We start from the raw sequence: 24,274 nt of genomic DNA, 5'->3' as shown, positions 1-24,274 counted from the left end.
AACCTCACGCGGCGCACCCCTCGGTCGGCGTCGCGGACGCCCGCCGGTCGGCGCGCACGATCGACACCTCGATGCAGACCTCACCCGGGTCGGCGGGCAGGGTCACGGTCTGGTCCTCGACGATCTGCAGCCGGGGCTCCCCGGTGGTGGTCAGCCGACCCCACAGGTAGGTGTCACCCTCCTGCTCGTCCGGGTTGGTCCAGGTGAACACGATCGTGCCGTCCGCCGCGCGCGAGCCGAACAGGTTGGTCGGGCTCGGGACCGTCGCGGCGACGGTGTCCTGCGGGCCCGGGAAGTCGGTCTCGGCGTCGGGGCCGGGGGTCGCGTCGGGCCGGTTCGCCAGCAGCACGACGGCGACCACCGCGGCCGCGATGGCGAGCACCGAGCCGACGGCGGCCAGCACCTGGCCGGTGCGGGACCGGCGCGGCGCACCCGGGCTGACCTCGCGCACCGGCGCCGGCGGGGCGACGACGGGGCCGTCCGCGGGCACGTCGGCGCGCACCGTGACCACGGGCCGCATCCGGGTCGCCTCGGCGCCCGCGCCGATGTCCAGCGGCGGGCCGACGGGGACTGTCGTGCGGACCCGGGGCCCGGCGGCGGGGGCGCCCGGCGCGATCTCGACCACCGGCCGCGCGCGGGTCGCGTCCTGCTCGGCGGCCGCGGCGGCGCAGTCGGTGGTCGACCGCGCCGTGACGTCCTCGACGTCCAGCGGGGTCAGCGGCAGACCGAGGTCGGCCTCGACGGCCCGCAGGTCGTGCGCGAGCTCGACGGCGCTGCCGTGCCGCTGCTGGATGTCGCGGGCCATCGCGCGGGACAGCACGGTCCGCAAGCGCTCGGGCACGTCGTCGCGGGTGAACGGCACCGGCGCGCCGCGCTCGATCCGCCCGACCAGGTCGGCGGCCTCGTTCCCGCCACCGGGCCGCTCGAACGGCGACCGTCCGGCGAGCGCGGAGAACAGCGTCGCCGCCAGGGAGTACACGTCGGAGCGCGCGTCGCCGAACGGCTCCGCCGCCAGCAGCTCCGGCGCGGCCCACGGGATCGACATGCCGACGGCGGGTCCGCCCGCGTCGACGGTCGCCGCGATGCCGAAGTCGCTCAGCACCGGCCGGCCGAAGTCGTTGGTCAGCACGTTCCCGGGCTTGATGTCCCGGTGCAGGATGCCCGCGCGGTGCGCGGTCTCGACCGCCGACGCGAGCCGCACGCCGAGCTGCAGCACCTCGGCGACGTCGAACCGCTCGCTGCGGTACCGCTGCCCCAGGCTCGGCCGCGAGCAGTACTCCATCACCAGGTAGGGGCGGCCGTCGTCCGCGACGCCCGCCTGGTAGACCGTCACGATCGACGGGTGGTGGGACAGGCGTGCCGTCAGGTCGGCCTCGCGCTCGAACGCCGCACGGGTGTCCGCGTCCACGCCCCCGAGCAGCACCTTGACCGCCACCGACCGGCGCGGCAGCTCCTGCTCGTACAGGAACACGTCCGCCGAGCCCCCCGAACCCAGCAGCTGCTGCACCGCGTAGCCCGGCAGGTGCGGCGGCCGCGAGGCCTCACGTCGTCGACTCACGCACCCGGCTCCACGGTGAACGTCACGCCGTCGCCGAGGTCGACGAGGTCCCCCTCCCCGACCGCGACGGGCTCGCCGGCGGCGATGCGGCGCGGCGGCAGCCCGCCGCTGGCGACGGTGATGCCGTTGGTGGAGTACAGGTCGGTGACCAGCACGCGGCCCAGCTCGAGGCGGACCTCGGCGTGGGTGCGCGAGATGTCCTGCTCGGGGCTCGGGACCGTCACGAGGCGCGGCTCGGCGCCGTCGGGCGCGCGACCGGCCTGCGGGGCGCGACCGATCAGCACCACGGCGTCGACCGGCACGAGGGCACCCGTGGACAGCGCGAGGCGCGGCACCGGGGCGTGCGTCGTCGGCGCGGCGGCGGCGCCCGAGACCGGGACCGCGCCCGACACCGGCGACGAGGACGCGAACGCGCCCGGGCCGGGGGCCGGCGTCGGGATCCCCGCGCCCGAGGGCCAGTCGCCCGTCTGCGAGACCGCCCACGAGGGCAGGTTCTGGCGGATCGACGCGAGCTCGCCGCTGAGGATCGTCAGGCCGTCGTGGTCGTCCGCGGAGGCCGGGCCCGGCAGGGCGGGGACCGGCGCGGCCGGGGGGACGAACGGCTCGGGCTCGAGGGCCGCCTCGACGGCGGGGGCCGGTGCGGGCTCGACGAGGGGCTGGGGCTCGGGGGCCGGCTCGGGCTCGACGAGGGCCTCGGGGTCGACGAGCGCCTCAGGCTCGACGACGGCCTCGGGCGCGGGCTGCGGCGCGGGCGCGGCCTCGGCGGCCGGCTCGGCCGCTGCGGTCGGCTCGACCACCGCAGCCGGCTCCGCGACGACCTCGACCTCGGCCGCCTGCTCCTCGGCCGCGGGCGCGGCGGTGGACTCCGACGGCGCGGGTGCAGCCGGCTCCGCCGGCGCGGGCGCGACAGGCTCCGCCGGCGCGACCGCCACGGGCGTCGGGGACGCGGGCAGCACCACGGGCGTGTCCGACGCGGCCGCCGGCGCGGGCGCCACGTCCGCGTCGGTGAGCCGGACGCGCACGCGCGAGGCGCGCACGACGCCGCCGACGAGGGGCAGCGCGGAGCCGCGGGCGGCGCCGGGGGTCCGGACCGTCACCTCGTCGGCGGAGCCGACGGAGCGCTCGGACCAGGACACGACGGTCGGCGCGGTGAGCACCTCGGCGCGGGTGCCGCGCACGACCTCGACCTCGACGTCGCCGCGCAGCGCGGTGTGCACGGCGCCGGTGCTGAGGTCGACCGCCGCGAACGGGTGCAGCCCGCCGATGCCGTGCCGGACGAGCGCGTCCAGCTGGCCGCTCAGGCCACCGCCCTGCTCGGGTGCGGCGGCCCACACGTCGCGGACCACCTCCGGCGGCGTCGACGGGGCGAGCAGCAGCACGACGCCGCCTGCCACGACGGCGTACCAGTCTCCGGGCGTGTACTCGGGCACGATCACCGAGGGTCCTCCTGATGGCTGCGGGGTCGCGGGATGGTGGCCCCGTCGACCGTCTCGTCCCATGTCCTATCGGCAGGCTCGGTGCCGAACGCGAGCCATCCGGGTGAAGAACCCTCGATCTCGGACGTGGCGTCCACCACCACGGCGGTCGCGTTGTCGCGCCCGCCGGCCTCGACCGCGCGCCGCACGAGCTCGGCCGCCGCGGCGCCGCTGCCGGCCGTGCGCGCCAGGACGTCGGCGACGTCGGCGGGGGTGAGCTCGCCGGTGATGCCGTCGGAGCAGATCAGCAGCCGGTCACCGGGCTGCGCGGGCAGCATCCAGTAGTCGGGCTCGGGGTCGGCCCCGGTGCCGAGCGCGCGCGTGAGGACGTGCCGCTCGGGGTGCTGCTCCGCGGCGTCGCGGCTCAGCGTCCCGGAGTCCACGAGCTCCTGCACGACCGAGTGGTCGACGGTGACCTGGGCGAGCCGGCCGTCCTGCCACCGGTACACCCGGGAGTCGCCGACGTTGAACACGAGCCAGTGGGCGGTGCCGTCGTGCTCGCCGAGCGCGACGCCCGCGACGGTGGTGCCGCCCTCCCGACGCTCGAACGCGCCGCGGATGCGCTGCGCGGCGCTCCGGAAGCAGGCGTGCAGGTCGGACGGGTCGACGACCGTCAGCCCGGCGAGGCGCGCGAACTCCTCGACCGCCAGGCGGCTCGCCACGTCCCCGGCCTCGTGGCCGCCCATGCCGTCCGCGACCAGGAACACCGGCGGGTGGGCCAGCAGCGCGTCCTCGTTGAGCGAGCGCACCCGCCCCCGGTCGGTCGCCGAACCCCACGTCGTGCGCACCTGTGCTCCCCTCGGTCAGTACTCCGGCACCCATGGTGCCTGGTCCGGACGCCCGCGCGCGCCCCGCGCCGCGCGGGGCCGCTCGATCAGATCCCCAGCTGGTACACGCCCCAGTACGCGAGCACGACCAGCAGCGCCGTGCAGGCCGCGCTCGTCCCCCACAGGACGGCGTGGCCGACGACGCCGTGCGCGAGCGGCTCCCCGCGCTCGCGGAGCGCGCGCAGCCGCACGACGACCGAGGCCGCGGCCGCGACCGCCACCAGGCCGAGGACCCGCACCGCGAGCCACCCGCCCTGCACGACCCAGCCGTTGCGCTCGTAGCCCAGCGCGAGCCGGGCCACGGCGACGAGGTACCAGACGAGCGCGCCGACGGTCGCGACGGTCACCACCGACAGGACGCCGAGGCGCCGGTCCAGGCCGCGGTCGCGCCCGTGCGCGGGCGCCGTCCCCCGGAGACGGTGCACCCCGACCAGCGCGGCGCGGCCGAGGGGCAGCAGGACGAGGACGCCCACCGCCCCGATCACCAGGAACAGCAGCACGTCGCCGTTCCCGAGCCACCGCGGCTGCGGCACGGGGGCCGCCCAGTACAGCTGCTCGGGCTGCGCGCCCGCGACCCGCGGCCACGCCGACCCGGTCCCCGGCAGCCCCGTCACCCACCCGGTCAGGTCGCGCAGGAACGCCGTCGACACCGACCCGTCCACCCGGATGCCGTGGTCGGCGCCCCGGTAGTACCGCACGGTGTAGGAGGCGTTCCCGGCGATGGCGACGTCCCGGATGATCTGCTCGGCGCCCTGCACCAGCGGCATCGACGCGTCCGCGGTGCCGTACGCGACCAGCACCGGCTGGGTGAGCCGCCGCTGGTAGGGCGCCACGTCGAAGTCCGCGTACTCGAACCCGCCCCCGGGCAGCGACATGCCGACCGCGCGCGGGATCGCGCGGAACACCTGCTGCGGGACCCCGGTGTTGCGCAGGTAGGAGTCGACCGCGAACGCGGCCTGCTGCCGGGGCGCGACGACCGGCGCGGACACCAGCACGACGAACGCGACGTCCGGCTGGTCGACCGCCATCACCGGCGCGATCCAGGCGCCCTCGCTCTCCGCGTAGACGCCGACCCGGTCGGGGTCGACGCCGGGCGTGCCCCGCAGCACGTCGAACGAGCGCAGGTAGTCCTCGGCCATCGCCAGGTAGTCGCGGTGCCGGGCGCTGTAGGTGTCGAGCCGCTTGTCGGGGACGAGCGTCGCGACCCCGGACTCCGCCAGCGCCCGCGCCTGGTCGACGAACGCGTCCGCGAACCGGCCCGTGCCGGCACCGTGCACGAACACCACGCCGGGCACGTCCGCCCCCACGCCCTCGGGCACGAGCAGCCGGGCCTCGACCGTCGCGCCCTCGAGCTCGACCGTCACCACGGACGACTCGACCGCGTAGGGGCCCGTCGGCTCCGCACCCGGGATCGCGGTCGACGACGCCTGGACCGTCAGCGGGTCGGTCATCGGCACCGGCGCGTACTGCGGCCCCATGAGCGCGCCGAGCACGGCGAGGGCGATGGCCCCCATCACGGTGCCCGCGGCGGTCCGGTTGCGCACCTCGCGATTATGGCCGAACCGGTCCGTGCCGCCCCGACCCCACCGACCCCGCCGCGGGACCGGGTAGGTGGTCCCGTCGCTCAGAAGCCCAGCCGCCCGAGCTGCTTCGGGTCGCGCTGCCAGTCCTTCGCGACCTTGACGTGCAGGTCGAGGTAGACGCGCGAGCCCAGCAGCGCCTCGATGCCGCGCCGGGCGGCGGTGCCGACCTCGCGCAGCCGCGAGCCGCCGCGGCCGATGATGATCGCCTTCTGGCTGTCCCGCTCCACGTAGAGGTTGACCCGCACGTCGAGCATCGGCGTCTGCCCCTCGGCGGTCGGACGCGGCACGATCTCGTCGACGACCACCGCGAGCGAGTGCGGCAAGCTCGTCGCGGACGCCCTCCAGCGCGGCCTCGCGGACGAGCTCGGCGACCATGACGGCCTCGGGCTCGTCGGTCAGCTCCCCCTCGGGGTACAGCGCCGGGCCCTCGGGCAGGTGCGAGACCAGCACCTGCTCGACGACGTCCACCTGGTACCCGCTCTCGGCGGACACCGGCACGATGTCCGCCCACTCGCCGAGCTCGGAGATCGCCAGCAGGTGCTCCGCGAGGCGCTGCTTGCCGACCAGGTCCGCCTTCGTCGCCAGCGCGATCACCGGGGTGCGGCGGCCGAGCTGCGCGAGCTGCTCCGCGATGAACCGGTCGCCCGGTCCGACCTTCTGGTCCGCCGGCAGGCAGAAGCCCACGACGTCGACCTCGGTGAGGGTGTCCCGCACCAGGGCGTTCAGCCGCTCGCCGAGCAGCGTGCGCGGGCGGTGCAGCCCGGGGGTGTCGACCAGGACGAGCTGGGCGTCGTCGCGGTGCACGATGCCGCGGACGGTGTGCCGGGTGGTCTGCGGCCGGCCGGAGGTGATCGCGACCTTCTGGCCGACGAGGGCGTTGGTCAGGGTCGACTTGCCGGCGTTGGGCCGGCCGACGAGGCAGGCGAATCCGGAGCGGTGGGTCACGGGGGTCTCCGTCACTGGTCTGCGGGGCGGTGCGTGGGGGCGACGGCGCCGGCGGCGCGGTCGGGTGTCTCGGGGCGGTCGTCGGACCGGGAGTCGGACCGGGAGTCGGACCGGGCGTCGCCGCGGTCGTCGGTGCGGGGGGCGTCCTGGGCGTCCGCGTCGTCGGGGGCGCGGGACACGAGCACCCGGGCGACGCGCTTGCGCCGGCCCTCGGTGCCCTGCGCGACGAGCCGGAGCCCGTGGATCTCCCCCGCGGAGCCCGGGATGGGCACCTTGCCGAGGGACTTGGCGAGCAGCCCGCCCGCGGTGTCGACGTCGTCGTCGTCCACCTCGACGCCGAACAGCTCGCCGAGCTCGTCCTTGCCGAGGCGGGCGGGCACCAGGTAGGTGCCGCCGCCGAGGTCCTCGACCTGCGGGGCGGAGGGGTCGTGCTCGTCGGTCAGCTCGCCGACGATCTCCTCCAGCGCGTCCTCGATCGTCACCAGCCCGGCGATGCCGCCGTACTCGTCGACGACCATCGCGATGTGCGAGGCCCCGGCCTGGAAGCTCGCGCAGCAGCTCGTCGACCGGCTTGGACTCCGGGACGAACACCGCGGGCCGGACGAGCGACCCCGCGGGGGCGTCCCCGGCGGTCGGGTCGTCCTGCATCCGCCGGACCAGGTCCTTGAGGTAGAGCACGCCCCGCAGGTCGTCCACCTGCTCGCCGATCACCGGCACACGCGAGTACCCGGAACGCAGCAGCAGCGACAGCACCTTGGTCAGCGGGGTCGACTCGACGGTCGTCACCATGTCGGTGCGCGGGACCATCACCTCGCGGGTCAGGGTGTCGCCGAGGCCCAGCACCGAGCGGACCATCTGGCGCTCGTCGGTGTCGACGCCCGGGCCGTCCCCGGTGCGCTCGACGATCTCGCGCAGCTCGTCGGGCTCGACCTCGGAGCCGGCGGCGGACGCGACGCCGACCAGCGGGCCGGCGACCACCCGGACGCCGGCGAGCAGCCGCGACGTCGCGGTCAGCACCACCCGCGGGTAGCGGTGGCCGAGCGACCGCGGGCTCAGCCGCGCGAGGACCACGGTCAGGAACGCGCAGGCCAGCACGGCGATGACCAGCTCGACCGACCACACCAGGTCGGAGGCGGCGATCGCCAGCGTGAGGCACACCGCCGCGAGCATCTCGCACAGCAGCCGCACCACGGACGCGGCGCCCGCGACGGCGGTGCGGTCCTCGGCGAGGCGCTGCACCCGCTCCGCGGCGGGGTGCCGTCCGCTCAGCAGGTCGGCCAGGTCGTTCCGGCCGACCCGCAGCACCGCGGCCTCGCCCGCGGACAGCGCCGCCGCCACCAGGACGGCCAGGACCGTCAGGACGACGAGCAGCCCGACCGGGACCTCGGTCATCGGCCGGCGAGGAAGGTCAGCAGCAGCTGGCGCTGCAGGCCGAACATCTCCTTCTCCTCCTCCGGCTCCGCGTGGTCGTAGCCCAGCAGGTGCAGGATCCCGTGCGTGGTGAGCAGCAGCAAGCTCCTCCGCCGTGGAGTGCCCCGCGGTGCGCGCCTGCTCGACGGCGACCTCCGGGCACAGCACCACGTCGCCCAGCAGCCCGGCGGGCGTGGGCTCGTCGGCGCGGCCGGGGCGCAGCTCGTCCATCGGGAAGGAGAGCACGTCCGTGGGGCCGGGCTCGTCCATCCACTTCACGTGCAGGTCCGTCATGACCGTCGTGTCCACGAACAGGATCGACAGGTCGGTCTGCGGGTGCACGTGCATCTGGTCGAGCACGAAGCGCGCCAGTGCGGCGAACTCCGCCTCGTCGACCTCGTGGCCGGACTCGTTGTTGACCTCGATGCTCATGTGTTGCTGTCCCAGCGTGCGTAGGCGTCGATGATGTCGCTCACCAACCGGTGGCGGACGACGTCGGAGGAGGACATCCGGCAGAACGCGACGTCGTCGACGTCCGCCAGGATCGACTCCACCACCCGCAGCCCGGACGGGGTCCCCGACGGCAGGTCGACCTGCGTGACGTCGCCGGTGACCACGACCTTCGAGCCGAAGCCGAGGCGGGTGAGGAACATCTTCATCTGCTCGGCCGAGGTGTTCTGCGCCTCGTCCAGGATGATGAAGGAGCTGTTGAGCGTGCGGCCGCGCATGTAGGCCAGCGGGGCGACCTCGATGGTCCCCGCCTCCATCAGCCGCGGGATCGACTCGACGTCGACCATGTCGTGCAGCGCGTCGTACAGGGGCCGCAGGTACGGGTCGATCTTCTCGCTGAGCCCGCCGGGCAGGAACCCGAGGCGCTCGCCGGCCTCGACCGCGGGGCGGGTCAGCACGATCCGGTCGACCTGCCGGGCCTGGAGCGCCTGCACGGCCTTCGCCATCGCCAGGTACGTCTTGCCGGTGCCCGCCGGGCCGATCCCGAACGTGATGGTGTTCCGGTCGATCGCCTCGACGTACTCCTTCTGCCCCGACGTCTTGGCGCGGATCGTCCGGCCGCGGTTGGACAGGATGTTGAACGCCAGCACGTCGGCCGGGCGCGTCGCGGTGCCCGCGGTCAGCATCGCGACGGAGCGCGTCACGACGTCGGCCGTCAGCGGCGTGCCGACCGCGGCCATCTCGACCAGCTCGTCCACCAGCCGCGCGACCAGGGCGACGTCGCCCGCCGGCCCGGCGAGCGCGATCTCGTTGCCGCGCACGTGCACGTCGACCGTCGCGAAGCCCGACTCCACGGCACGCAGCACCTGGTCGTTCAGGCCCAGCAGCTCGACCATCGACACGCCGGACGGGATCGTGATGCGGTGCTCGACCCGGGCCGCCACGCCGGGGAGCGATCGATCGTGTCGATCGGGTGAGGTCTCAGCCATGTGCTCGGCTCGCGCCGCGCTCCTTGATCCGGACGGGTAGGACTCGACCATCCTACCGGCGGCCACCGACGCGTCGCCCCCTGATACCGCTGACCGGCTCCGCGCGGCTGGCGCCGAGGTCGAGGGTTTCGCGCGAGGTCGAGGGTTTCACGGCCCCTCCTGGGGCGAAACCCTCGACCTCGCCCGCCGAGCGGAGGCGAGAAGGGGGGACCCTCGTCCCTGGTGGCGGCGGCGGGGGCGGGTGGACACTCGGGCGTGTGGGGGCAACGGCGCCCTCCGCGGGACCCGGGGGTGCACGTGGCCAGCTACGTCCAGGACTTCTCCGAGGGCGGCAAGGACGACAAGGACCTGCTCGGCGGCAAGGGCGCGAACCTCGCCGAGATGACCCGGCTCGGCCTGCCGGTCCCGCCGGGGTTCACCATCACCACCGACGCGTGCCGCGCGTTCATGCGGACCGGGCACCTGCCGCCGGAGCTGCGGGTCGAGGTGACGATGGCGCTGCGCCGGCTGGAGGACACGCTCGGCCGGCGGCTCGGCGACTTCCACGACCCGCTGCTGGTGTCGGTCCGCTCCGGTGCCAAGTTCTCGATGCCCGGGATGATGGAGACGGTGCTCAACGTCGGGCTGAACGACGCGTCGGTCGTCGGGCTCACGGAGTTCTCCGGGGACGAGCGGTTCGCCTGGGACTCGTACCGGCGGCTGATCCAGATGTTCGGCAAGACGGTGCTGGACGTCGACGGCGACCTGTTCGCGGCCGCCCTCGACCGCGCCAAGGCCACCAAGGGCGTCGAGCACGACGTCGACCTGGACGCCGACGACCTGCGCGCGCTGGTCGACGAGTTCAAGGCGATCGTCCTGGCGGAGTCCGGCCGGGTGTTCCCGCAGCACCCGCGCGAGCAGCTGGACCTGGCGATCGTCGCGGTGCTGCGGTCCTGGGACACCGACCGCGCGCGGCTGTACCGGCGGCGCGAGCGGATCCCGGACGACCTCGGCACCGCGGTGAACGTCGTGAGCATGGTGTTCGGCAACCTCGGCCCGACGTCGGGCACCGGCGTGGCGTTCACCCGCGACCCCGCGACCGGCCGGTCCGGGGACTACGGCGACTACCTCGTGAACGCCCAGGGCGAGGACGTGGTGTCGGGCATCCGCAACACCCTGAGCCTCGCCGAGATGGAGCAGGTCGACCTCCGCTCGTACACGGCCCTGCGGCAGGCGATGCGCCGGCTCGAGACGCACTACCGCGACCTGTGCGACGTGGAGTTCACTGTCGAGCGCGGCACGCTGTGGATGCTGCAGACCCGGGTCGGCAAGCGCACCGCCCCCGCCGCGTTCCGGATCGCGACGCAGCTGGTCGACGAGCACCTCATCACGATGGACGAGGCGCTGACCCGGGTCAGCGGCGCGCAGCTCGCGCAGCTGATGTTCCCGCAGTTCGACGCGACCGCCGAGCGCACCACCCTGGCCCGCGGCATGGCGGCCTCCCCCGGCGCCGCGGTGGGGCGGGCGGTGTTCGACTCCGCGACGGCGCAGGCCTGGGCGGCCGAGGGCCAGGACGTCGTGCTCGTGCGCCGCGAGACCAACCCGGACGACCTCGGCGGGATGATCGCGGCGGTGGGCGTGCTCACGGCCCGCGGCGGGAAGACCTCGCACGCCGCCGTGGTCGCGCGCGGGATGGGGCGCACCTGCGTGGTCGGCGCCGACGCGCTGGACATCGACCCGGCGGCCCGCGCGATGGCGGTCGGTGGGCACCGGGTCGCCGAGGGCGACGTGCTCGCGCTCGACGGGTCCACGGGCGAGGTGTTCCTCGGGGCGGTGCCCGTGTCGCCGTCGCCGGTGAGCACCTACCTGGAGCAGGGCCTCGACGCGGCGCTCGCGCAGGCCGGCGACGACGAGCAGACCGGCGACCTGGTGCGGTCGGTGCACCGGCTGCTCACGCACGCCGACGACACCCGGCGCCTGCACGTGCACGCCAACGCCGACACCGCCGACGACGCGCGCCGGGCCCGGGCGCTCGGGGCCGAGGGCATCGGGCTGTGCCGGACGGAGCACATGTTCCTCGGCGAGCGGCGGGTGCTGGTCGAGCGGGTGGTGCTGGCCGAGGACGACGCCGAGCGGGAGGCCGCGCTCGACGCGCTGCTGCCGTTGCAGCGCGAGGACTTCGTCGGGCTGCTGGCCGAGATGGACGGGCTGCCGACGACGATCCGGCTGATCGACCCGCCCCTGCACGAGTTCCTGCCGGACCTGACGGACCTGGCGGTCCGCGTGGCGCTGGCCGAGGAGCGCGGCGCCCCCGACGAGCGGGACGTGCGCCTGCTGGCCGCGGTGCGCCGGATGCACGAGGCGAACCCGATGCTGGGGCTGCGCGGCGTCCGGCTGGGCCTGGTCGTGCCGGGGCTGTTCGCGCTGCAGATCCGGGCGGTGTGCGAGGCCACCGCGGACCGGCTGGAGGCCGGCGGCTCGCCGCGGCCGGAGATCATGGTGCCGCTGATCGGGTCGGTGATGGAGCTGCACCTGGTCCGCGACGAGGCGCTGCGGATCATGGCGGAGGTCGGCGCGACCCGCGGGGTGCCGCTGGACCTGCCGGTCGGCGCGATGATCGAGCTGCCGCGCGCGGCGCTCACGGCGGACCGCATCGCGGAGGTCGCGCAGTTCTTCTCGTTCGGCACCAACGACCTCACGCAGACCACGTGGGGGTTCTCCCGCGACGACGTGGAGGGGGCGTTCTTCCCGCAGTACCTCGCGAACGGCGTGCTCACCGTGTCGCCGTTCGAGAGCATCGACACCAAGGGGGTCGGGCGGCTCGTGCGGCTCGCGGTCGACGAGGGGCGGGCTTCCCGGCCGGACCTCGTGATCGGGGTCTGCGGCGAGCACGGCGGCGACCCGGAGTCGATCGGGTTCTTCGACGCGGTCGGGCTGGACTACGTGTCCTGCTCGCCGTTCCGGGTCCCGGTCGCGCGGCTCGAGGCCGGCAGGGCCGCGATCCGGGGCACCGTCTCCGACTCCCGCTGAGGGGACGCGCGCGGCGCCGTCGCCCCGGTTGGGACACCGGGGCCGGCGGCACACGGGCGTCCGGTCCGGCGGGCTCGGCACCCTGACCCCCACGGCGGGGGCGGGCGCCGAGCCCGGCGGGCACGCGCGCGGACGGCGTGGGCGCGCGGACGAACGGTGCGGACGCGCGAGCGCGCCCGCACCGCAGGTCAGCCGCGGGCCAGCGCGACGGTGCTGAACGAGATGGCGGGCAGCGCCATCGTCAGGGTGCCGTCGACCAGCGCGACGTCCTCGCGGGCGCGCGGCGCCACCTCGTCGGGGGCGTCGGCGGTGTTCACGGCGAACGGGTCGTCGTGGTGCAGCGTCGTGGCCGCCACGACCCGGACGTCCCCGAGCCGGGACAGGTCCACGGTGAGGTCCTGGGCACGCTCCGGGTGCCGGTTGACCACCAGCAGGGAGCCGGTCCCGGTCTCCTCGTCCCAGGTGGCGACCGCGTCGACCGCGGGCACGTCGCCGTGCTGCGCGGTCGGGAACGTCTCCGACACCGGGTCGACCCGCAGCACGGAGCCCCGCGCGAGGGCGGCGGTCTGCGCGAACGGGTGGAAGATCGTCTGCTTCCAGACCCGCCCGCCCGGCTCGGTCATGATCGGCGCGATCACGTTGACCAGCTGCGCCTGGGACGCGCTGGTCACCCGGTCGGAGTGCCGCAGCAGGGTGATGAGCATGTTGCCGACCACCACGGCGTCCATCGCGGAGTAGCGGTCCTCGAGCAGCACCGGCGCGACCGGCCAGTCGTCGCCCGCCGGCGGCACCGAGGCCGCGCGGGACTGGTACCAGACGTTCCACTCGTCGAACGAGAGCATCATCCGCTTCTCGGCCTTGAGCGCGGCGCGGACGCCGTCGGCGGTCGCCACGACGTCGTCGATGAACGCGTCCATGTCGACGCACGACCCGAGGAACGAGTGCGTGTCGTCGCCCTTGATCTCGTAGTACCGGTGGATCGAGATGTAGTCGACCTGGTCGTAGGTCTCGGTGAGCACCTCGCGCTCCCAGGTGCCGAACGTCGGCAGGTCCGGCGCGGACGACCCGCAGGCCACCAGCTCGAGCGTCGGGTCGACCTGGCGCATGGCCCGGGCCGTCTCGGCGGCGATCCGGCCGTACTCGTGGGCCGTCTTGTGGCCCGTCTGCCAGGGCCCGTCCATCTCGTTGCCCAGGCACCACATGCGGATGTCGTAGGCCTCCGGCGAACCGTTCGCCGCCCGCTGCTTCGCCCACGCGGTCGGCGCGGTGCTGTTGCAGTAGTCGAGCAGGTCGACGGCCTCGAGGACGCCGCGGGTGCCGAGGTTGACGGCCATCATCGGCTCGACACCGGCCTTGCGGGTCCAGCGCAGGAACTCGTCGACGCCCACGGTGTTGGGCTCCAGGGAGTGCCACGCGAGGTCGAGCCGGGCGGGACGGTCCTCGACCGGGCCGACACCGTCCTCCCAGCGGTAGCCGGAGACGAAGTTGCCGCCCGGGTACCGCACGCTCGTGACGCCGAGCTCGCGGACGAGCTCCAGGACGTCCTCGCGGAACCCGTCCTCGTCGGCGGTCGGGTGGCCGGGGTCGTGGATGCCGGTGTAGACGCACCGGCCGAGGTGCTCGACGAACGAGCCGAACGTGCGGCGGTGGACCGGGGAGACGACGAGCTCGGGGTCGACGGTGAGGCGGGCGTCGGTCACGGGTGGGATGTCCTTCCTGGGGTGGTGCGGGGGCTGGGGTGGTGCGGGGCTGGGGTGGTACGGGGGTCGGGGTCGGCGGGGGCGGGTCAGGCGAGCGGGAGCCAGACCCGCATCGGGCCGGGCGCGCGGTTGCCCCACTCGGCGTACGGGACGGCGGTGAGCGGGACGGGGCGGTCGGCGGGGGTGGTGGTGCGCGTGCCGTAGAGCGGGGCGTCGTCGGTCTCGGCGGCCACCCCCTGCGCGCGGATCAGGGGCAGCGCACCCGCACGGGGCTCGACGACCAGCGCGCCGCCGGGCCGCAGCCGCACGTCCTCGACGGACGGCCCGTCGGGGTGGTCGGCCTGCTCGACGCAGTAGACGACCGGCCCGCGGGTGAGCGCGACCGCACCGCGGACGGCATCGACCCGCGGGTGCGCGGCGACGGCGACGGCGGGCATGTCCAGGTCCAGCTCGACGCGGCGCGTCCCGGAGGGGACGGTCAGGTACCCGTCGACGACCCGGGGCTCCGGGACGGGGGCGCCGTCGACGGACAGCCGCAGACCCGGCGCCCAGGCCGGCACGCGCAGCTCGAGGCGGCCGGTCAGCTCCCCGTCGACGTCGACCCGGACCCGCCCGTCCGCCGGGTAGGCGGTGGCGACGCGGACCGTGCCGGTGCCGAGGTGCGCGGGCAGGTCGATCTCCCCGGCGGCGTACAGCTGGACCCGCAGGGCGTCGTCGGTCGCGGTCGCCACGTAGGCCGCCAGCGAGGCGACCAGGCGGGCGATGTTCGGCGGGCAGCACGCGCACGAGTACCAGGGCGTGCGCCGCGACGGGGCGTTCTCCTCCTCGCGGTGCCCCGCGCGCAGGTGCAGGGGGTTGGAGTAGAAGAACGCGCGCCCGTCCGCGGACACCGACGCGGCGACGGCGTTCAGCAGCGCGCGCTCGACCGCGTCCGCGTACCGGGACCCGCCGTCGGCGAGCAGCATCCGCTGGCTCCACTGCACGTCGGCGATCGCCGCGCAGGTCTCCGCGTAGGCGCGGTCCGGCGGCAGCTCGTAGGCGTCGCCGAACGACTCGTCGAAGTGCCGCGAGCCCATCGCGCCGGTCACGTACATCTTCTGGTGGTGCGCCGAGTCCCACTGGGCGCGCACCGCGGCGAGCAGCCGGTCGTCGCCCTGCTCGAGGTACACGTCCGTGACCCCGGCGTTCAGGTAGAGCTGCCGGACCGCGTGCCCCGTCGCCTCGAGGGACTCCCGCACCGGGGCGTGGTCCTGGAAGTAGTGGGCGCCGAGCCGGTCCGGGCCGAGCAGCGCCAGGTCCTGCCCGCGCTCGTCGACCATCCGGCGGGCGGTCGCGAGGTACGGCTCGTGGCCGGTCGCGCGGTACAGCTCGACCAGCGCGGTCTCGACCTCGGGGTGCCCGCAGTAGCCCGCCCGGCCCTTGGGGCCGAACGTCCGCACCAGCAGGTCGGCGTACCGGCGGGCCAGGGCCAGGAAGTCGTCGCGGCCGGCGCCGCGGTGCAGGGCGACCGCCGCCTGGATCAGGTGCCCGGCGCAGTAGAGCTCGTGCGCCCAGCGCAGGTCCGCGAACCGCTCCCCCGGCCGGGTCCCCTGGACGTACGAGCTGAGGTAGCCGTCGTCCTCCTGGACCCGGGTCAGCAGGTCGAGGGTGTCCGCGAGGAACCCGTCGAACGCGTCCGTACCCGTCCGCCCGATCTCCCAGCCGACGGCCTCGAGGACCTTGTAGACGTCCGAGTCCGCGAACATGTACCCGACGTACTCCGCGTCCGACTCCCCGACCACCCGGCGCAGGTTCGGCAGCGCGCCGGAGGTCTCCAGCATCGCGATGCTGTGCGGCAGGGTCGCGGCGGCATTCAGCGCCTGCCAGCGACCGAGGTGCCCGGCGGGGTCGAGGCGCACGGCGCTCGCGGGCAGGGGGCGCTGGGCGAGGCGGTCGGTGGCGCGGGGGTCGACCGGGCCGGCGTGGGCGGGGCGGGCCGGGGCGGGTCCGGCGTCGGCGGGTCGGAGGTCGAGCGGCATGGGCGTCCTTGCCTGTGCGGGGTGCGGGCGGTGCGGGGTGCGGGCGGTGCGGGGTGCGGGCGGTGCGTGCGTCGGTGTGCGGAGCCACCTTGCGGCCAGACTTACATCGTTGTCAACCGTGACGACCCGATGAGCGTGCTGGCACTGACATCGTCGGAGTCGGCGCCGGTCAGGCGACCGGCGTCCGCGGCCCGCCCGACGACTCCCGGACCACCAGGTGGTGGTCGGCGACGACGACCTCGGGCCCGTCCGTCCGACCCTCGATCCGCCGCACGAGCAGGTCGACCGCCGTCCGCGCGATCTGCTCCTGCCCCGGCTCGACGGACGTGAGCGGCGGCGTCGAGAACCGGCACTGCTCGGTGTTGTCGAACCCCACCACGGCCACGTCGTCCGGCACCCGCAGACCCCGGCTCGCGAGCACCCGCAGCACCCCGAACGCCATCGCGTCGTTGAAGCAGAACACCGCGTCGAACGGCGCGCCCGAGTCCAGCAGCCGCACCACCGCGGCCGCACCCGACGACCGGCGGTCCCAGTCCGGCGCCCGCAGCAGCAGCGCCTCGTCGACCGGCACGCCGTACGCCGCGAGCGCGTCCCGGTACCCTGCCTCGCGCCGGTCCGCGGACCCGCCGTCGTCGGCCGTGCCGATCGCCGCGACCCGACGGCGACCCGAGGCGAGCAGGTGCTCGACCGCCGAGCGCGCCGCGCCCTGGTCGTCCATCACCACCTGGTCCGCGGGCGGGGCCGCCAGCCGCGGCCCGAGCAGGACCACCGGGCCCTCGACGCGCAGCCCCTGGAGCTCCGCGACGCCGAGCGCGGCCGGGGACAGGATCGCCCCGTCCACCTGCTGGCGGCGCGCACCGGACAGCACGGCCCGCTCCCGCTCGGCGAGGGCGTCGGTCGGCTCGATCACCACGGTCAGCCCGCGGCGCTCCCCCTCGGCGATCACCCGCTCGGCCATGTCGCCGAAGTACGGCTGGTACAGGTGCGGCAGCGCGAACGCGATCACCCCGGTGCGCCCGGACCGCAGCCGGCTGGCGAACGGGTTCACCCGGTACCCCAGCGCCGTCACCGCGGCCAGCACCCGGTCGCGGGTCGCGGCCCGCACCTGGGGGTGGTCGGCCAGGACGTTCGACACGGTCTTGACCGAGACGCCCGCCGCTGCGGCGACGTCGGCCATCGTGACCGCGCGGCCCTCCTCGCCGCTCACGCGACCCCCACCCCGAGCGTCGACTCGCGCAGCCGCAGGTCGACTGCGGCGGCGCGCGGCGCCTCGTCGCGGGACGGGCGGCCCTCGATCCGGTCCACCAGCAGCGCGACCGCCGTGCCCGCGACCTCGCTGGTGCCCTGCGCGATCGAGGTGAGCGACGGCACGGCGTACCGGGCGTCCTCGGTGTCCCCGGAGCCGATCACCGCGAGGTCCCCCGGCACCCGCAGGCCGCGGTCGAGCGCCGCGCGCAGCGCCCCGAGGGCGAGGGCGTCGTTGTGGGCGAGCAGCGCGTCGAACGGCCTACCGGCGTCCAGCAGCCGGGCCGCGGCGACGGCACCCTCCTGCCGGCCCCACCGCGGGCCGACGTCCACGAGCAGCGCCTCGTCGACCGCCAGACCGTGCACGGCGGCCGCCCGGCGGAACGCCTCGGTCCGCCGCGCACCCGGGGACCCGGGCCGGGGGTCGGCGCCGAGGACCGCGACCCGCCGCCGGCCCGTCTCGACCAGGTGCGCGACCGCCGCGGCCACGGCCGGGTCCACGTCGACGGCCGCCGACGCCCCCGGCGCGACCCGCTCGCCGAGCAGCACCGCGGGCAGCGCCGCCCCGACGGCGTCCTGCGCGCCGACCCCCAGCGCGTACAGCAGCACGCCGTCCAGGCCGCCGCCGCGCCCGCCGAGCAGCGCCAGCTCCCGGTCGCGGTCCCCGCCGGTCGGGTCGACCAGCACGGTCAGCCCCCGCCGGCCGGCCTGCTGCAGCACCGCGTGCGCCAGCTCGGCGTAGTACGGCTCGCGCAGGTCCGGCAGTCCCAGGCCGATGACCCCCGACCGGCCGGTGCGCAGGGTCCGCGCCGCCGGGTTCAGCCGGTACCCGAGCTCGTCGATCGCGGCGAGCACCCGCTCGCGCTTGTCCGGGCTGATGTGCGGCTCGTCGTTGACCACCCGGGACACCGTCTTCACGGAGACGTCCGCCCGGCGCGCGACGTCCTGCATCGTGACGGCCATGACCCGCGAGCGTACCGGCGCACCCGCACCCTCCCCCGCCGAGATGACCGAACGCGCCTGCGGCGGCACCCCGCGGCACAGGTGAGGGGTGTCATCTCGGCGGCGGCCGGCGGGAGGGTCAGGCGGCAGGGCCCTGGGCGAGGGTGACCGTGGCCGTGCGGGTCTCGCCCGCGGCGGTGGTCCAGGTCAGGGCGACGGCGTCGCCGGGGGCACGGGTGGCCAGGGCGGCGCTGAGCGCGTCGCCGTCCGCCACCGGGGTGCCGTCGACCGCGGTGATCGTGTCGCCGGCGGTCAGACCGGCGTCGACCGCCGGGGTGCCCTCGACCACCCCGGCGACACGTGCCCCGCCGCCCGCGAGGCCCGACCCGAGCCCGGTCGACGTGGTCGCGAGCTGCACGCCGAGGAACGCGGGGTACCCGAGCACGATGCTGTCGGTGTCGTCGCCGGCGACGATCTGCGTCACCACGTCGAGGACGTCCCCGATCGGGAGCGCGTAGCCGGTGATGTCCGCCGACCCGGACGACGCGGCGGTGGTGATGCCGACGACCTCGCCCTCGTCGTCCAGCAGCGGCCCGCCGGAGTCGCCGGACACCACGTCGGCGTCGACCTGGATCAGGCCGGTGAGCCGCTCGCCCGCCGAGACGCCCTCGGCCTGGGTGGTGATCGACTCGTCCAGCGCCGTGACCGTGCCGCCCGCCGCGAGCAGGACGCCGCCGCCCTGCGCGTTGCCGACCGCGGTGACGGCGTCGCCGACCGCCACCGCGTCGTCGTCGTCCAGCGAGGCCGTCGCCAGGCCGGAGGCGTCCGCGAGCTGCAGCACGGCGACGTCCGCGGACGCGTCGGTGCCGACGACCGTGGCCGGGTACTGCTCGCCGGTGGCGCCGACGGTCACGGTGATCTCGGTCGCGCCCTCGACCACGTGGTTGTTCGTCACGACCAGACCGTCCGAGGTGAGCACCACGCCGGTGCCGGCGGCCTGCGCGGACTGGTAGCCGAGGACGGTGTCGATCAGCACCACGCCGGTCTGCTGCGCCGCGGAGGCGGTGGCGGCGTCGAGGGTCGCGGTGCCGGTCGAGCCGGCCGAGCCGGACGGGCCGCCCGAACCGGACGACCCCGACCCCGACGACCCGGTGGCCGGTCCGCCGGACCACCGGGGCGCGGTGAGCCCGCCGGAGCCGGTCGCGGGTTCCGGCGCCACCGTCAGCCCGGTGCTGCGCCCGTCCGGCAGGCCCACCGCGAGCGCCGACCCGCCGAGCACCAGCCCGGCCGCGACGACACCCGAGGACACGAGCGCGACCGCCCGCCGCCGCCGGCGCGACATCCGCCGGGGCGGGTACGCGTCCGCGACGACGGGCTGCGGCGTGCTCGCGGGGTCGGCGGCCGGGGTCGGCGTGGTGGGGTCGTGCTGGTCCATGAGGCACCTCCGGGGGGCGACGCCGCGGGTGGCGTCGACGACCCTCAGTGCACCCCGCTCCCCCGACCGTCCGCTGGGCGGTCGCTGGGAGCCGCCCATGAACCCGCGCCGGTGGGCGTCAGGCGGTGAACCGCTCCGCGCGCTCGACCACGTGGGCGGTCGCCGTCTCGCGGTCCCACGTGTAGACGGTCCGGCCCTCGATGAGGACGTGCTCGGCGCGCGCGTGCACGTCGAGCGGGTCGCCGGACCAGATGACGACGTCGCCGTCGCGCCCGGCCTCGAGCGCCCCGACCCGGCCGTCGAGCCCGAGGAACGCGGCGGGGTTCGTCGTCAGCGCCTCGAGCGCGGTCTCGCGCGGCAGGCCGTCCTTCACCGCGAGCGTGGCCTGGTGCACCAGGAAGTTGATCGGCACGACGGGGTGGTCGGTGGTGATGGCGACCCGGACCCCGGCCGCGGCGAGCGTGGCGAGGTGCGCGATGGCGCGGTCGCGGAGCTCGACCTTGGACCGCGACGTGAACATCGGGCCGAAGATCACCGGGATGTCGCGCTCGGCGAGCACGTCCGCGACCTTGTGGCCCTCGGTGCCGTGGTTGATGACGAGCTTGTAGCCGAACTCGTCGGCCAGGCGGATCGCCGTGACGATGTCGTCGTGCCGGTGGGTGTGCTGGTCCCAGACGAGCTCGCCGTCGAGCACCCGGGCGAGGGTGTCGAGCGTCAGGTCCTTCTTGAACGGCTCGCCCTTCGCTGCGGCGGCGTCCCGCGCGGCGCGGTAGTGCTGGGCGTCGGTGAACGCCTGCCGGATGACCAGCGCGGTGCCCAGGCGGGTCGACGGGGTCTGCTTCTTCTCGGCGTACACGCGCTTGGGGTTCTCCCCGAGCGCGGACTTGACGCTCACGGCGTCGGAGATCACCTGCTCGTCGATCGTGCGCCCGCCCCAGGACTTGATCGCGACGCTCTGGCCGCCGATCGGGTTGCCCGACCCGGGCTTCACGACGACCGAGGTGATGCCGCCGGACAGCGCGTCGCGGAAGCCCTCGTCGTCGATGTTGATGGCGTCGACCGCCCGGACGCCGGCCATGTTCGGCCCGGTCATCTCGTTGGTGTCGTTGCCGGCGACACCCTCGCCCTCCTCGTGGATGCCCACGTGGCCGTGCGCCTCCACGAAGCCCGGCAGCACCCAGCGGCCGGTCGCGTCGACGACCGTCGCACCGTCGGGCACCACGACGTCGGCGCCGACCGCCTCGATGCGGCCGTCGCGGATCAGGACGGTGCCGCCCTCGATCGGGGCGGAGGAGACGGGGACGACGTAGCCGCCCGTGATGGCGACGAGGGAGGAGGTGGTCATACCTCCACCGTACGTCGCCCTCCGGAGCGGGAGGCGACCGGGATGTGGCACCGTGACCGGGTGCGATACGTGATCATCGGGGCCGGCGCGGTCGGCGGGACCATCGGCGGGCTGCTCGCGGAGGCGGGGCGCGACGTCGTCCTCGTCGCGCGCGGCGACCACCTCGACGCGCTGCGGGCGGACGGCCTGCACCTGACCACCGAGTCGGGCGCGCGCACCGTGCACGCCCCGGTCGCGTCGGGCCCGCAGGACGTCGACCTGCGCCCGGGCGACGTGCTCGTGCTCGCCGTCAAGGGCCAGGACACCGCGGCCACCACCGCGCAGTGGGCCGACCGCCCCGTCGCCGGCGGCCGGACCGCGGGCGAGGACCTGCTGCTGGTCTGCGCGCAGAACGGCGTCGACAACGAGCGCACGGCCCTGCGCCGGTTCGCGCGGGTCGCGGGCATGTGCGTGTGGCTGCCGGCGACGTTCCTGGAGCCCGGCCGGGTGTCCGCGGCGGGCAGCCCCGTCGCGGGGGTGCTGACGCTCGGCACGGTCCCCGCGGGCGCGCCCGACCCCGACCTCGGCCGCGTCGGCGCCGACCTGGTGGCAGCGGGCTTCCGCGCCCCCGTGGTCGAGGACGTCATGGCGTGGAAGTACGCGAAGCTGCTGAGCAACCTCGGCAACGCCGTCGAGGCGCTGTGCGGCCCGGTCCGCGAGCCCGCGGCCCGGGAGCTGCTGGCCGACACCGTCGCGGAGGCCCGCGCGGTGCTGGCCGCCGCCGGCATCGAGCCCGTCGCGCCCGAGGACGAGCAGCGCGAACGCGGCGACTTCACGCTCGTCGACCTGCCGGGCGTCACCCGCCGCGGCGGGTCCTCCTGGCAGAGCCTGGTCCGCGGCGCCGGGTCCATCGAGGCCGCGTACCTCAACGGGGAGATCGTGCTGCTCGGCCGCCTGCACGGGGTGCCGACCCCGCTGAACGCCACCCTGCTCCGGCTCGCCGAGCACGCCGCCGCCCACGGCGAGCAGCCCGGCGGGCACGACCCCGCGGACGTCCGGGGCGCGGCCGCCCGGGTCGCGGCCTGAGCGACGCGACCGTGACCGCCGACCCCGGGGACGCCCCGGCACCGCCGACCAGCCCGGCTCCCCCGGCACGTCCGGTGCTGCCCGCCGGGCCGTCGTCGACCCGGGTCGACCGGTGGGTGTGGGCCGTGCGCCTGACGAAGACCCGCGCCCTGGCCGCCGCGGCGTGCCGGGCCGGGCACGTCCGGGTCAACGGCGACCGCGCGAAGCCGGCGACCAGCGTGAAGGTCGGCGACGAGGTGCGGGTCCGCGGCGAGGGACCGGAGCGGATCGTCGAGGTCGCGCACGTCCTGGAGCGCCGCGTCGGCGCCGGCCCCGCGGCCACCGCGTACGTCGACCGCACGCCCGCGCCACCGCCGCCGGAGCAGGTCGCCGTCGCCGCGCAGCGCGACCGGGGCGCGGGTCGACCCACCAAGCGGGAGCGTCGCGAGATCGACCGGCTGCGCGGCCGGGAGCACTGACCGCTCAGGCCCCCTGGACCGCCAGCAGCACGTGGGTCCCGCCGTCGAGCGCCCCGGGCTCCGCGCACGCCGCGACCTCGTGGTCGAGGAACCGCGCCCACCGGTCGGGGTCGGACTCCAGCACCGCGAGCGCCGCGGGGTCGCCGAGCGCGGCCCAGCCGCTCGCGCTCGCGTCCACCAGCCTGCCCCCGGCGGCGCGGGCCAGGTCGGCCACCTCCCCGGCCCGGTACATCCGGCAGACGTGCGCGGCGCCGGGCACGTGCCGCAGGTCGCCGGTGCGCAGCACGCGGTCGTTGACGTCCTCGCCCACCGCCGACGCGAGCCCGACCACCCCGGGCAGGTGGTGCCGCCAGGTGCCGAGCGCCGACATCACCGACGCGACCACCGTGCCCCCGGGCCGGGTCACGCGCAGCAGCCCGCGCAGAGCGGGCCCGGCCTCGTCGAAGACGTACGACAACGGCCCGCCGTACGCGACCACCGCGTCGAACTCCCCGTCCCCGTACCGGGTGGTGTCGGCGACGTCGAGCAGCTCCCGGCGCTCCACAGCGGCCTCGGCGCCGGTCGCGCCGACCAGCGTGCGGTTCAGGTCGAGCTGCACCGGAGACAGGTCGGTGACGACGACGCGGGCGCCGAGCTCCGCGAGCGCGGTGGTGAACCGCCCCGGCCCGGCGCCGACCTCCAGCACCCGGTCGCCGGGCCGGACGTGCCGCGCGAGGAACCGACGGTGCACCTCCAGGGCGACCCGGCCCGCGACGTCGGCGGTCAGGCGTTCGTGCTCGGCCGCGCCCAGCCGGTCGTAGTAGGCGCGGGTGGTCGCGGGGTCGTGCGCGGTCATGGGGCCACCCTGCCGCAGGTCACGGTGCCGCGGGGGCCGTTCCGTCGCCGGTCACGGGCCCGACTCCCAGCCGTCGGGCCAGCGCCATCGCGTCCACGGGCGCGCGCACCTTCGTGTCGTTGTCGAAGTACACGAACACGTCCCGCCCCGCGGGCGCCGGCTCCGCCGGTGGTCCGAGCCGCCGCGCGTCGCCGGGCTCGCCCCCGGCCGCCCACGCCCGGACCCGGTCCGCCCACCGGTCCAGCGCGGGGTCGTCGTACCCGGACACGTACAGCTCCGCGTCACCGTGCAGCCGGACGTAGACCAGGTCCGCGGTGACGTCCTCCAGGTACGGCCAGCGCCCGGCGGTGTCGGCGACGACGAGCCCGACCCCGTGCTCCCGCAGCAGCGCCGGGTACTCCGGGGTCTCGAACGACGCGTGCCGCACCTCCAGCACGTGCCGGAGCGGGCGGTCCGCGTCGGTGGTCGTCCACGCCCGGTCGTCCAGCCGCTCGTCGTGGCGCTCCGCGAGCGCCGCGGCCTCGGCGGTCGTGCGCGGCAGCAGCTCGAAGAACCGCGCGAGCCGGTCGGCGTCGTAACCGAGCGTCGGCGGGAGCTGCCACAGCACCGGCCCGAGCCCGTCCCCGAGCGCCAGCACGCCGGAGGCGAAGAAGTTCGCCAGCGGCGTCGCGACGTCCGCGAGCTTCTTCATGTGGGTCACGAACCGCGGGCCCTTGACGGAGAACACGAACCCCGGCGGCACCTCCGCGCGCCACGCCTGGTACGACCCGGGTCGCTGGAGGGCGTAGAACGACCCGTTCACCTCGATCGACCCGAGCCGTCGCGACGCGAACTCCAGCTCCCGGCGCTGCGGCAGGCCCGGCGGGTAGAACACCCCGCGCCACGGTGCGTACCGCCAGCCGGAGATGCCGGTGCGGACGGTGGCGGTCATGCCGGGACCGTAGGCAGCGGCGCACGGCCCGGCAACCGGTCGCCGGTCGTTCAG

Annotated in this window: 17 protein-coding genes and 3 pseudogenes; 3 read left to right on the top strand and 17 right to left on the bottom strand. The window is 75.9% G+C overall.

Features of this window, described 5'->3' with window-relative positions; all coding sequences use genetic code 11:
* Positions 1-4: 4 nt before the first annotated feature.
* The 9 genes and pseudogenes from AC1VL8_RS11240 to AC1VL8_RS11200 all read right to left on the bottom strand — a co-directional run bounded on the left by AC1VL8_RS11240 (position 5) and on the right by AC1VL8_RS11200 (position 9,237).
* Positions 5-1,558 (bottom strand): serine/threonine-protein kinase, encoded by a 1,554-nt coding sequence (locus tag AC1VL8_RS11240; protein WP_483075226.1) that lies wholly within the window; start codon positions 1,556-1,558, stop codon positions 5-7.
* A complete protein-coding gene (locus tag AC1VL8_RS11235; protein ID WP_483075225.1) occupies positions 1,555-2,994 on the bottom strand; it encodes an FHA domain-containing protein in 1,440 nt (479 codons plus the stop codon). The genes AC1VL8_RS11240 and AC1VL8_RS11235 overlap by 4 nt, the downstream gene beginning before the upstream one ends.
* Positions 2,991-3,821 carry a PP2C family protein-serine/threonine phosphatase gene (locus AC1VL8_RS11230; RefSeq protein WP_389227143.1) on the bottom strand — a complete coding sequence of 277 codons (831 nt, stop codon included), beginning with the start codon at positions 3,819-3,821 and terminating at the stop codon, positions 2,991-2,993. The genes AC1VL8_RS11235 and AC1VL8_RS11230 overlap by 4 nt, the downstream gene beginning before the upstream one ends.
* A gap of 86 nt (positions 3,822-3,907) precedes the next feature.
* Positions 3,908-5,404: an alpha/beta hydrolase family protein gene (locus AC1VL8_RS11225; RefSeq protein ID WP_483075224.1), complete on the bottom strand. Its 1,497-nt coding sequence runs from the start codon at positions 5,402-5,404 to the stop codon at positions 3,908-3,910.
* A gap of 80 nt (positions 5,405-5,484) precedes the next feature.
* Positions 5,485-6,388 (bottom strand): annotated as a pseudogene (gene era / locus AC1VL8_RS11220) (GTPase Era).
* Positions 6,389-6,399: 11 nt separating this feature from the next.
* Positions 6,400-6,906 carry a transporter associated domain-containing protein gene (locus AC1VL8_RS11215; protein ID WP_483076236.1) on the bottom strand — a complete coding sequence of 169 codons (507 nt, stop codon included), beginning with the start codon at positions 6,904-6,906 and terminating at the stop codon, positions 6,400-6,402.
* A gap of 187 nt (positions 6,907-7,093) precedes the next feature.
* A pseudogene (locus AC1VL8_RS11210) lies at positions 7,094-7,687 on the bottom strand (CNNM domain-containing protein); the annotation flags it as partial.
* Positions 7,688-7,776: 89 nt separating this feature from the next.
* Positions 7,777-8,230: pseudogene (ybeY, locus tag AC1VL8_RS11205) on the bottom strand (rRNA maturation RNase YbeY).
* Positions 8,227-9,237 carry a PhoH family protein gene (locus tag AC1VL8_RS11200; protein ID WP_483075223.1) on the bottom strand — a complete coding sequence of 337 codons (1,011 nt, stop codon included), beginning with the start codon at positions 9,235-9,237 and terminating at the stop codon, positions 8,227-8,229. The pseudogene ybeY and the gene AC1VL8_RS11200 overlap by 4 nt, the downstream one beginning before the upstream one ends.
* A 297-nt stretch (positions 9,238-9,534) precedes the next feature.
* Between AC1VL8_RS11200 and ppdK the strand changes: the two genes are divergently transcribed.
* Positions 9,535-12,246, top strand: a complete 2,712-nt coding sequence (gene ppdK / locus AC1VL8_RS11195; RefSeq protein ID WP_483075222.1) for a pyruvate, phosphate dikinase — start codon at positions 9,535-9,537, stop codon at positions 12,244-12,246.
* Between the two features lie 188 nt (positions 12,247-12,434).
* Here the strand turns inward: ppdK and arfA are convergent, their stop codons facing one another.
* The 6 genes from arfA to AC1VL8_RS11165 form a co-directional block, all read right to left on the bottom strand.
* A complete protein-coding gene (gene arfA / locus AC1VL8_RS11190; protein WP_389227122.1) occupies positions 12,435-13,946 on the bottom strand; it encodes an arabinosylfuranosidase ArfA in 1,512 nt (503 codons plus the stop codon).
* 86 nt (positions 13,947-14,032) lie between these two features.
* Positions 14,033-15,964: a glycoside hydrolase family 127 protein gene (locus AC1VL8_RS11185; RefSeq protein ID WP_483075221.1), complete on the bottom strand. Its 1,932-nt coding sequence runs from the start codon at positions 15,962-15,964 to the stop codon at positions 14,033-14,035.
* A gap of 169 nt (positions 15,965-16,133) precedes the next feature.
* Positions 16,134-17,171, bottom strand: coding sequence for a LacI family DNA-binding transcriptional regulator (locus AC1VL8_RS11180; protein WP_483075220.1), 1,038 nt, complete (start codon positions 17,169-17,171; stop codon positions 16,134-16,136).
* Positions 17,168-18,172 carry a LacI family DNA-binding transcriptional regulator gene (locus AC1VL8_RS11175; RefSeq protein WP_389227113.1) on the bottom strand — a complete coding sequence of 335 codons (1,005 nt, stop codon included), beginning with the start codon at positions 18,170-18,172 and terminating at the stop codon, positions 17,168-17,170. Before AC1VL8_RS11175 ends, AC1VL8_RS11180 begins: the two co-directional genes overlap by 4 nt.
* 118 nt (positions 18,173-18,290) lie before the next feature.
* Complete coding sequence (locus AC1VL8_RS11170; RefSeq protein WP_483075219.1) at positions 18,291-19,586, bottom strand: S1C family serine protease; 1,296 nt, start codon at positions 19,584-19,586, stop codon at positions 18,291-18,293.
* Between the two features lie 118 nt (positions 19,587-19,704).
* On the bottom strand, positions 19,705-20,931 hold the full coding sequence (locus AC1VL8_RS11165; RefSeq protein ID WP_389227107.1) for an amidohydrolase: 1,227 nt from the start codon (positions 20,929-20,931) through the stop codon (positions 19,705-19,707).
* Between the two features lie 60 nt (positions 20,932-20,991).
* Here AC1VL8_RS11165 and AC1VL8_RS11160 point away from each other — a divergent pair, with 60 nt between their 5' ends.
* Together AC1VL8_RS11160 and AC1VL8_RS11155 are read left to right on the top strand one after the other, a co-directional pair.
* Positions 20,992-21,996 (top strand): ketopantoate reductase family protein, encoded by a 1,005-nt coding sequence (locus AC1VL8_RS11160; RefSeq protein ID WP_483075218.1) that lies wholly within the window; start codon positions 20,992-20,994, stop codon positions 21,994-21,996.
* 77 nt (positions 21,997-22,073) lie between these two features.
* Positions 22,074-22,454 (top strand): RNA-binding S4 domain-containing protein, encoded by a 381-nt coding sequence (locus AC1VL8_RS11155; RefSeq protein ID WP_389227851.1) that lies wholly within the window; start codon positions 22,074-22,076, stop codon positions 22,452-22,454.
* 4 nt (positions 22,455-22,458) lie between these two features.
* On the opposite strand, the gene AC1VL8_RS11150 is transcribed toward AC1VL8_RS11155, so the two are convergent.
* Complete coding sequence (locus AC1VL8_RS11150; protein WP_483075217.1) at positions 22,459-23,289, bottom strand: class I SAM-dependent methyltransferase; 831 nt, start codon at positions 23,287-23,289, stop codon at positions 22,459-22,461.
* Between the two features lie 19 nt (positions 23,290-23,308).
* The gene (locus tag AC1VL8_RS11145; RefSeq protein ID WP_483075216.1) at positions 23,309-24,220 is read right to left on the bottom strand and encodes a DUF72 domain-containing protein; all 912 of its coding nucleotides are present in this window, start codon (positions 24,218-24,220) and stop codon (positions 23,309-23,311) included.
* Positions 24,221-24,274: the final 54 nt, after the last annotated feature.

The organism is Cellulomonas sp. KU4C (assembly GCF_056868065.1).
Note: the sequence above shows the minus strand (reverse complement) of the source record. Positions and strands in the feature narration are given on the sequence as shown.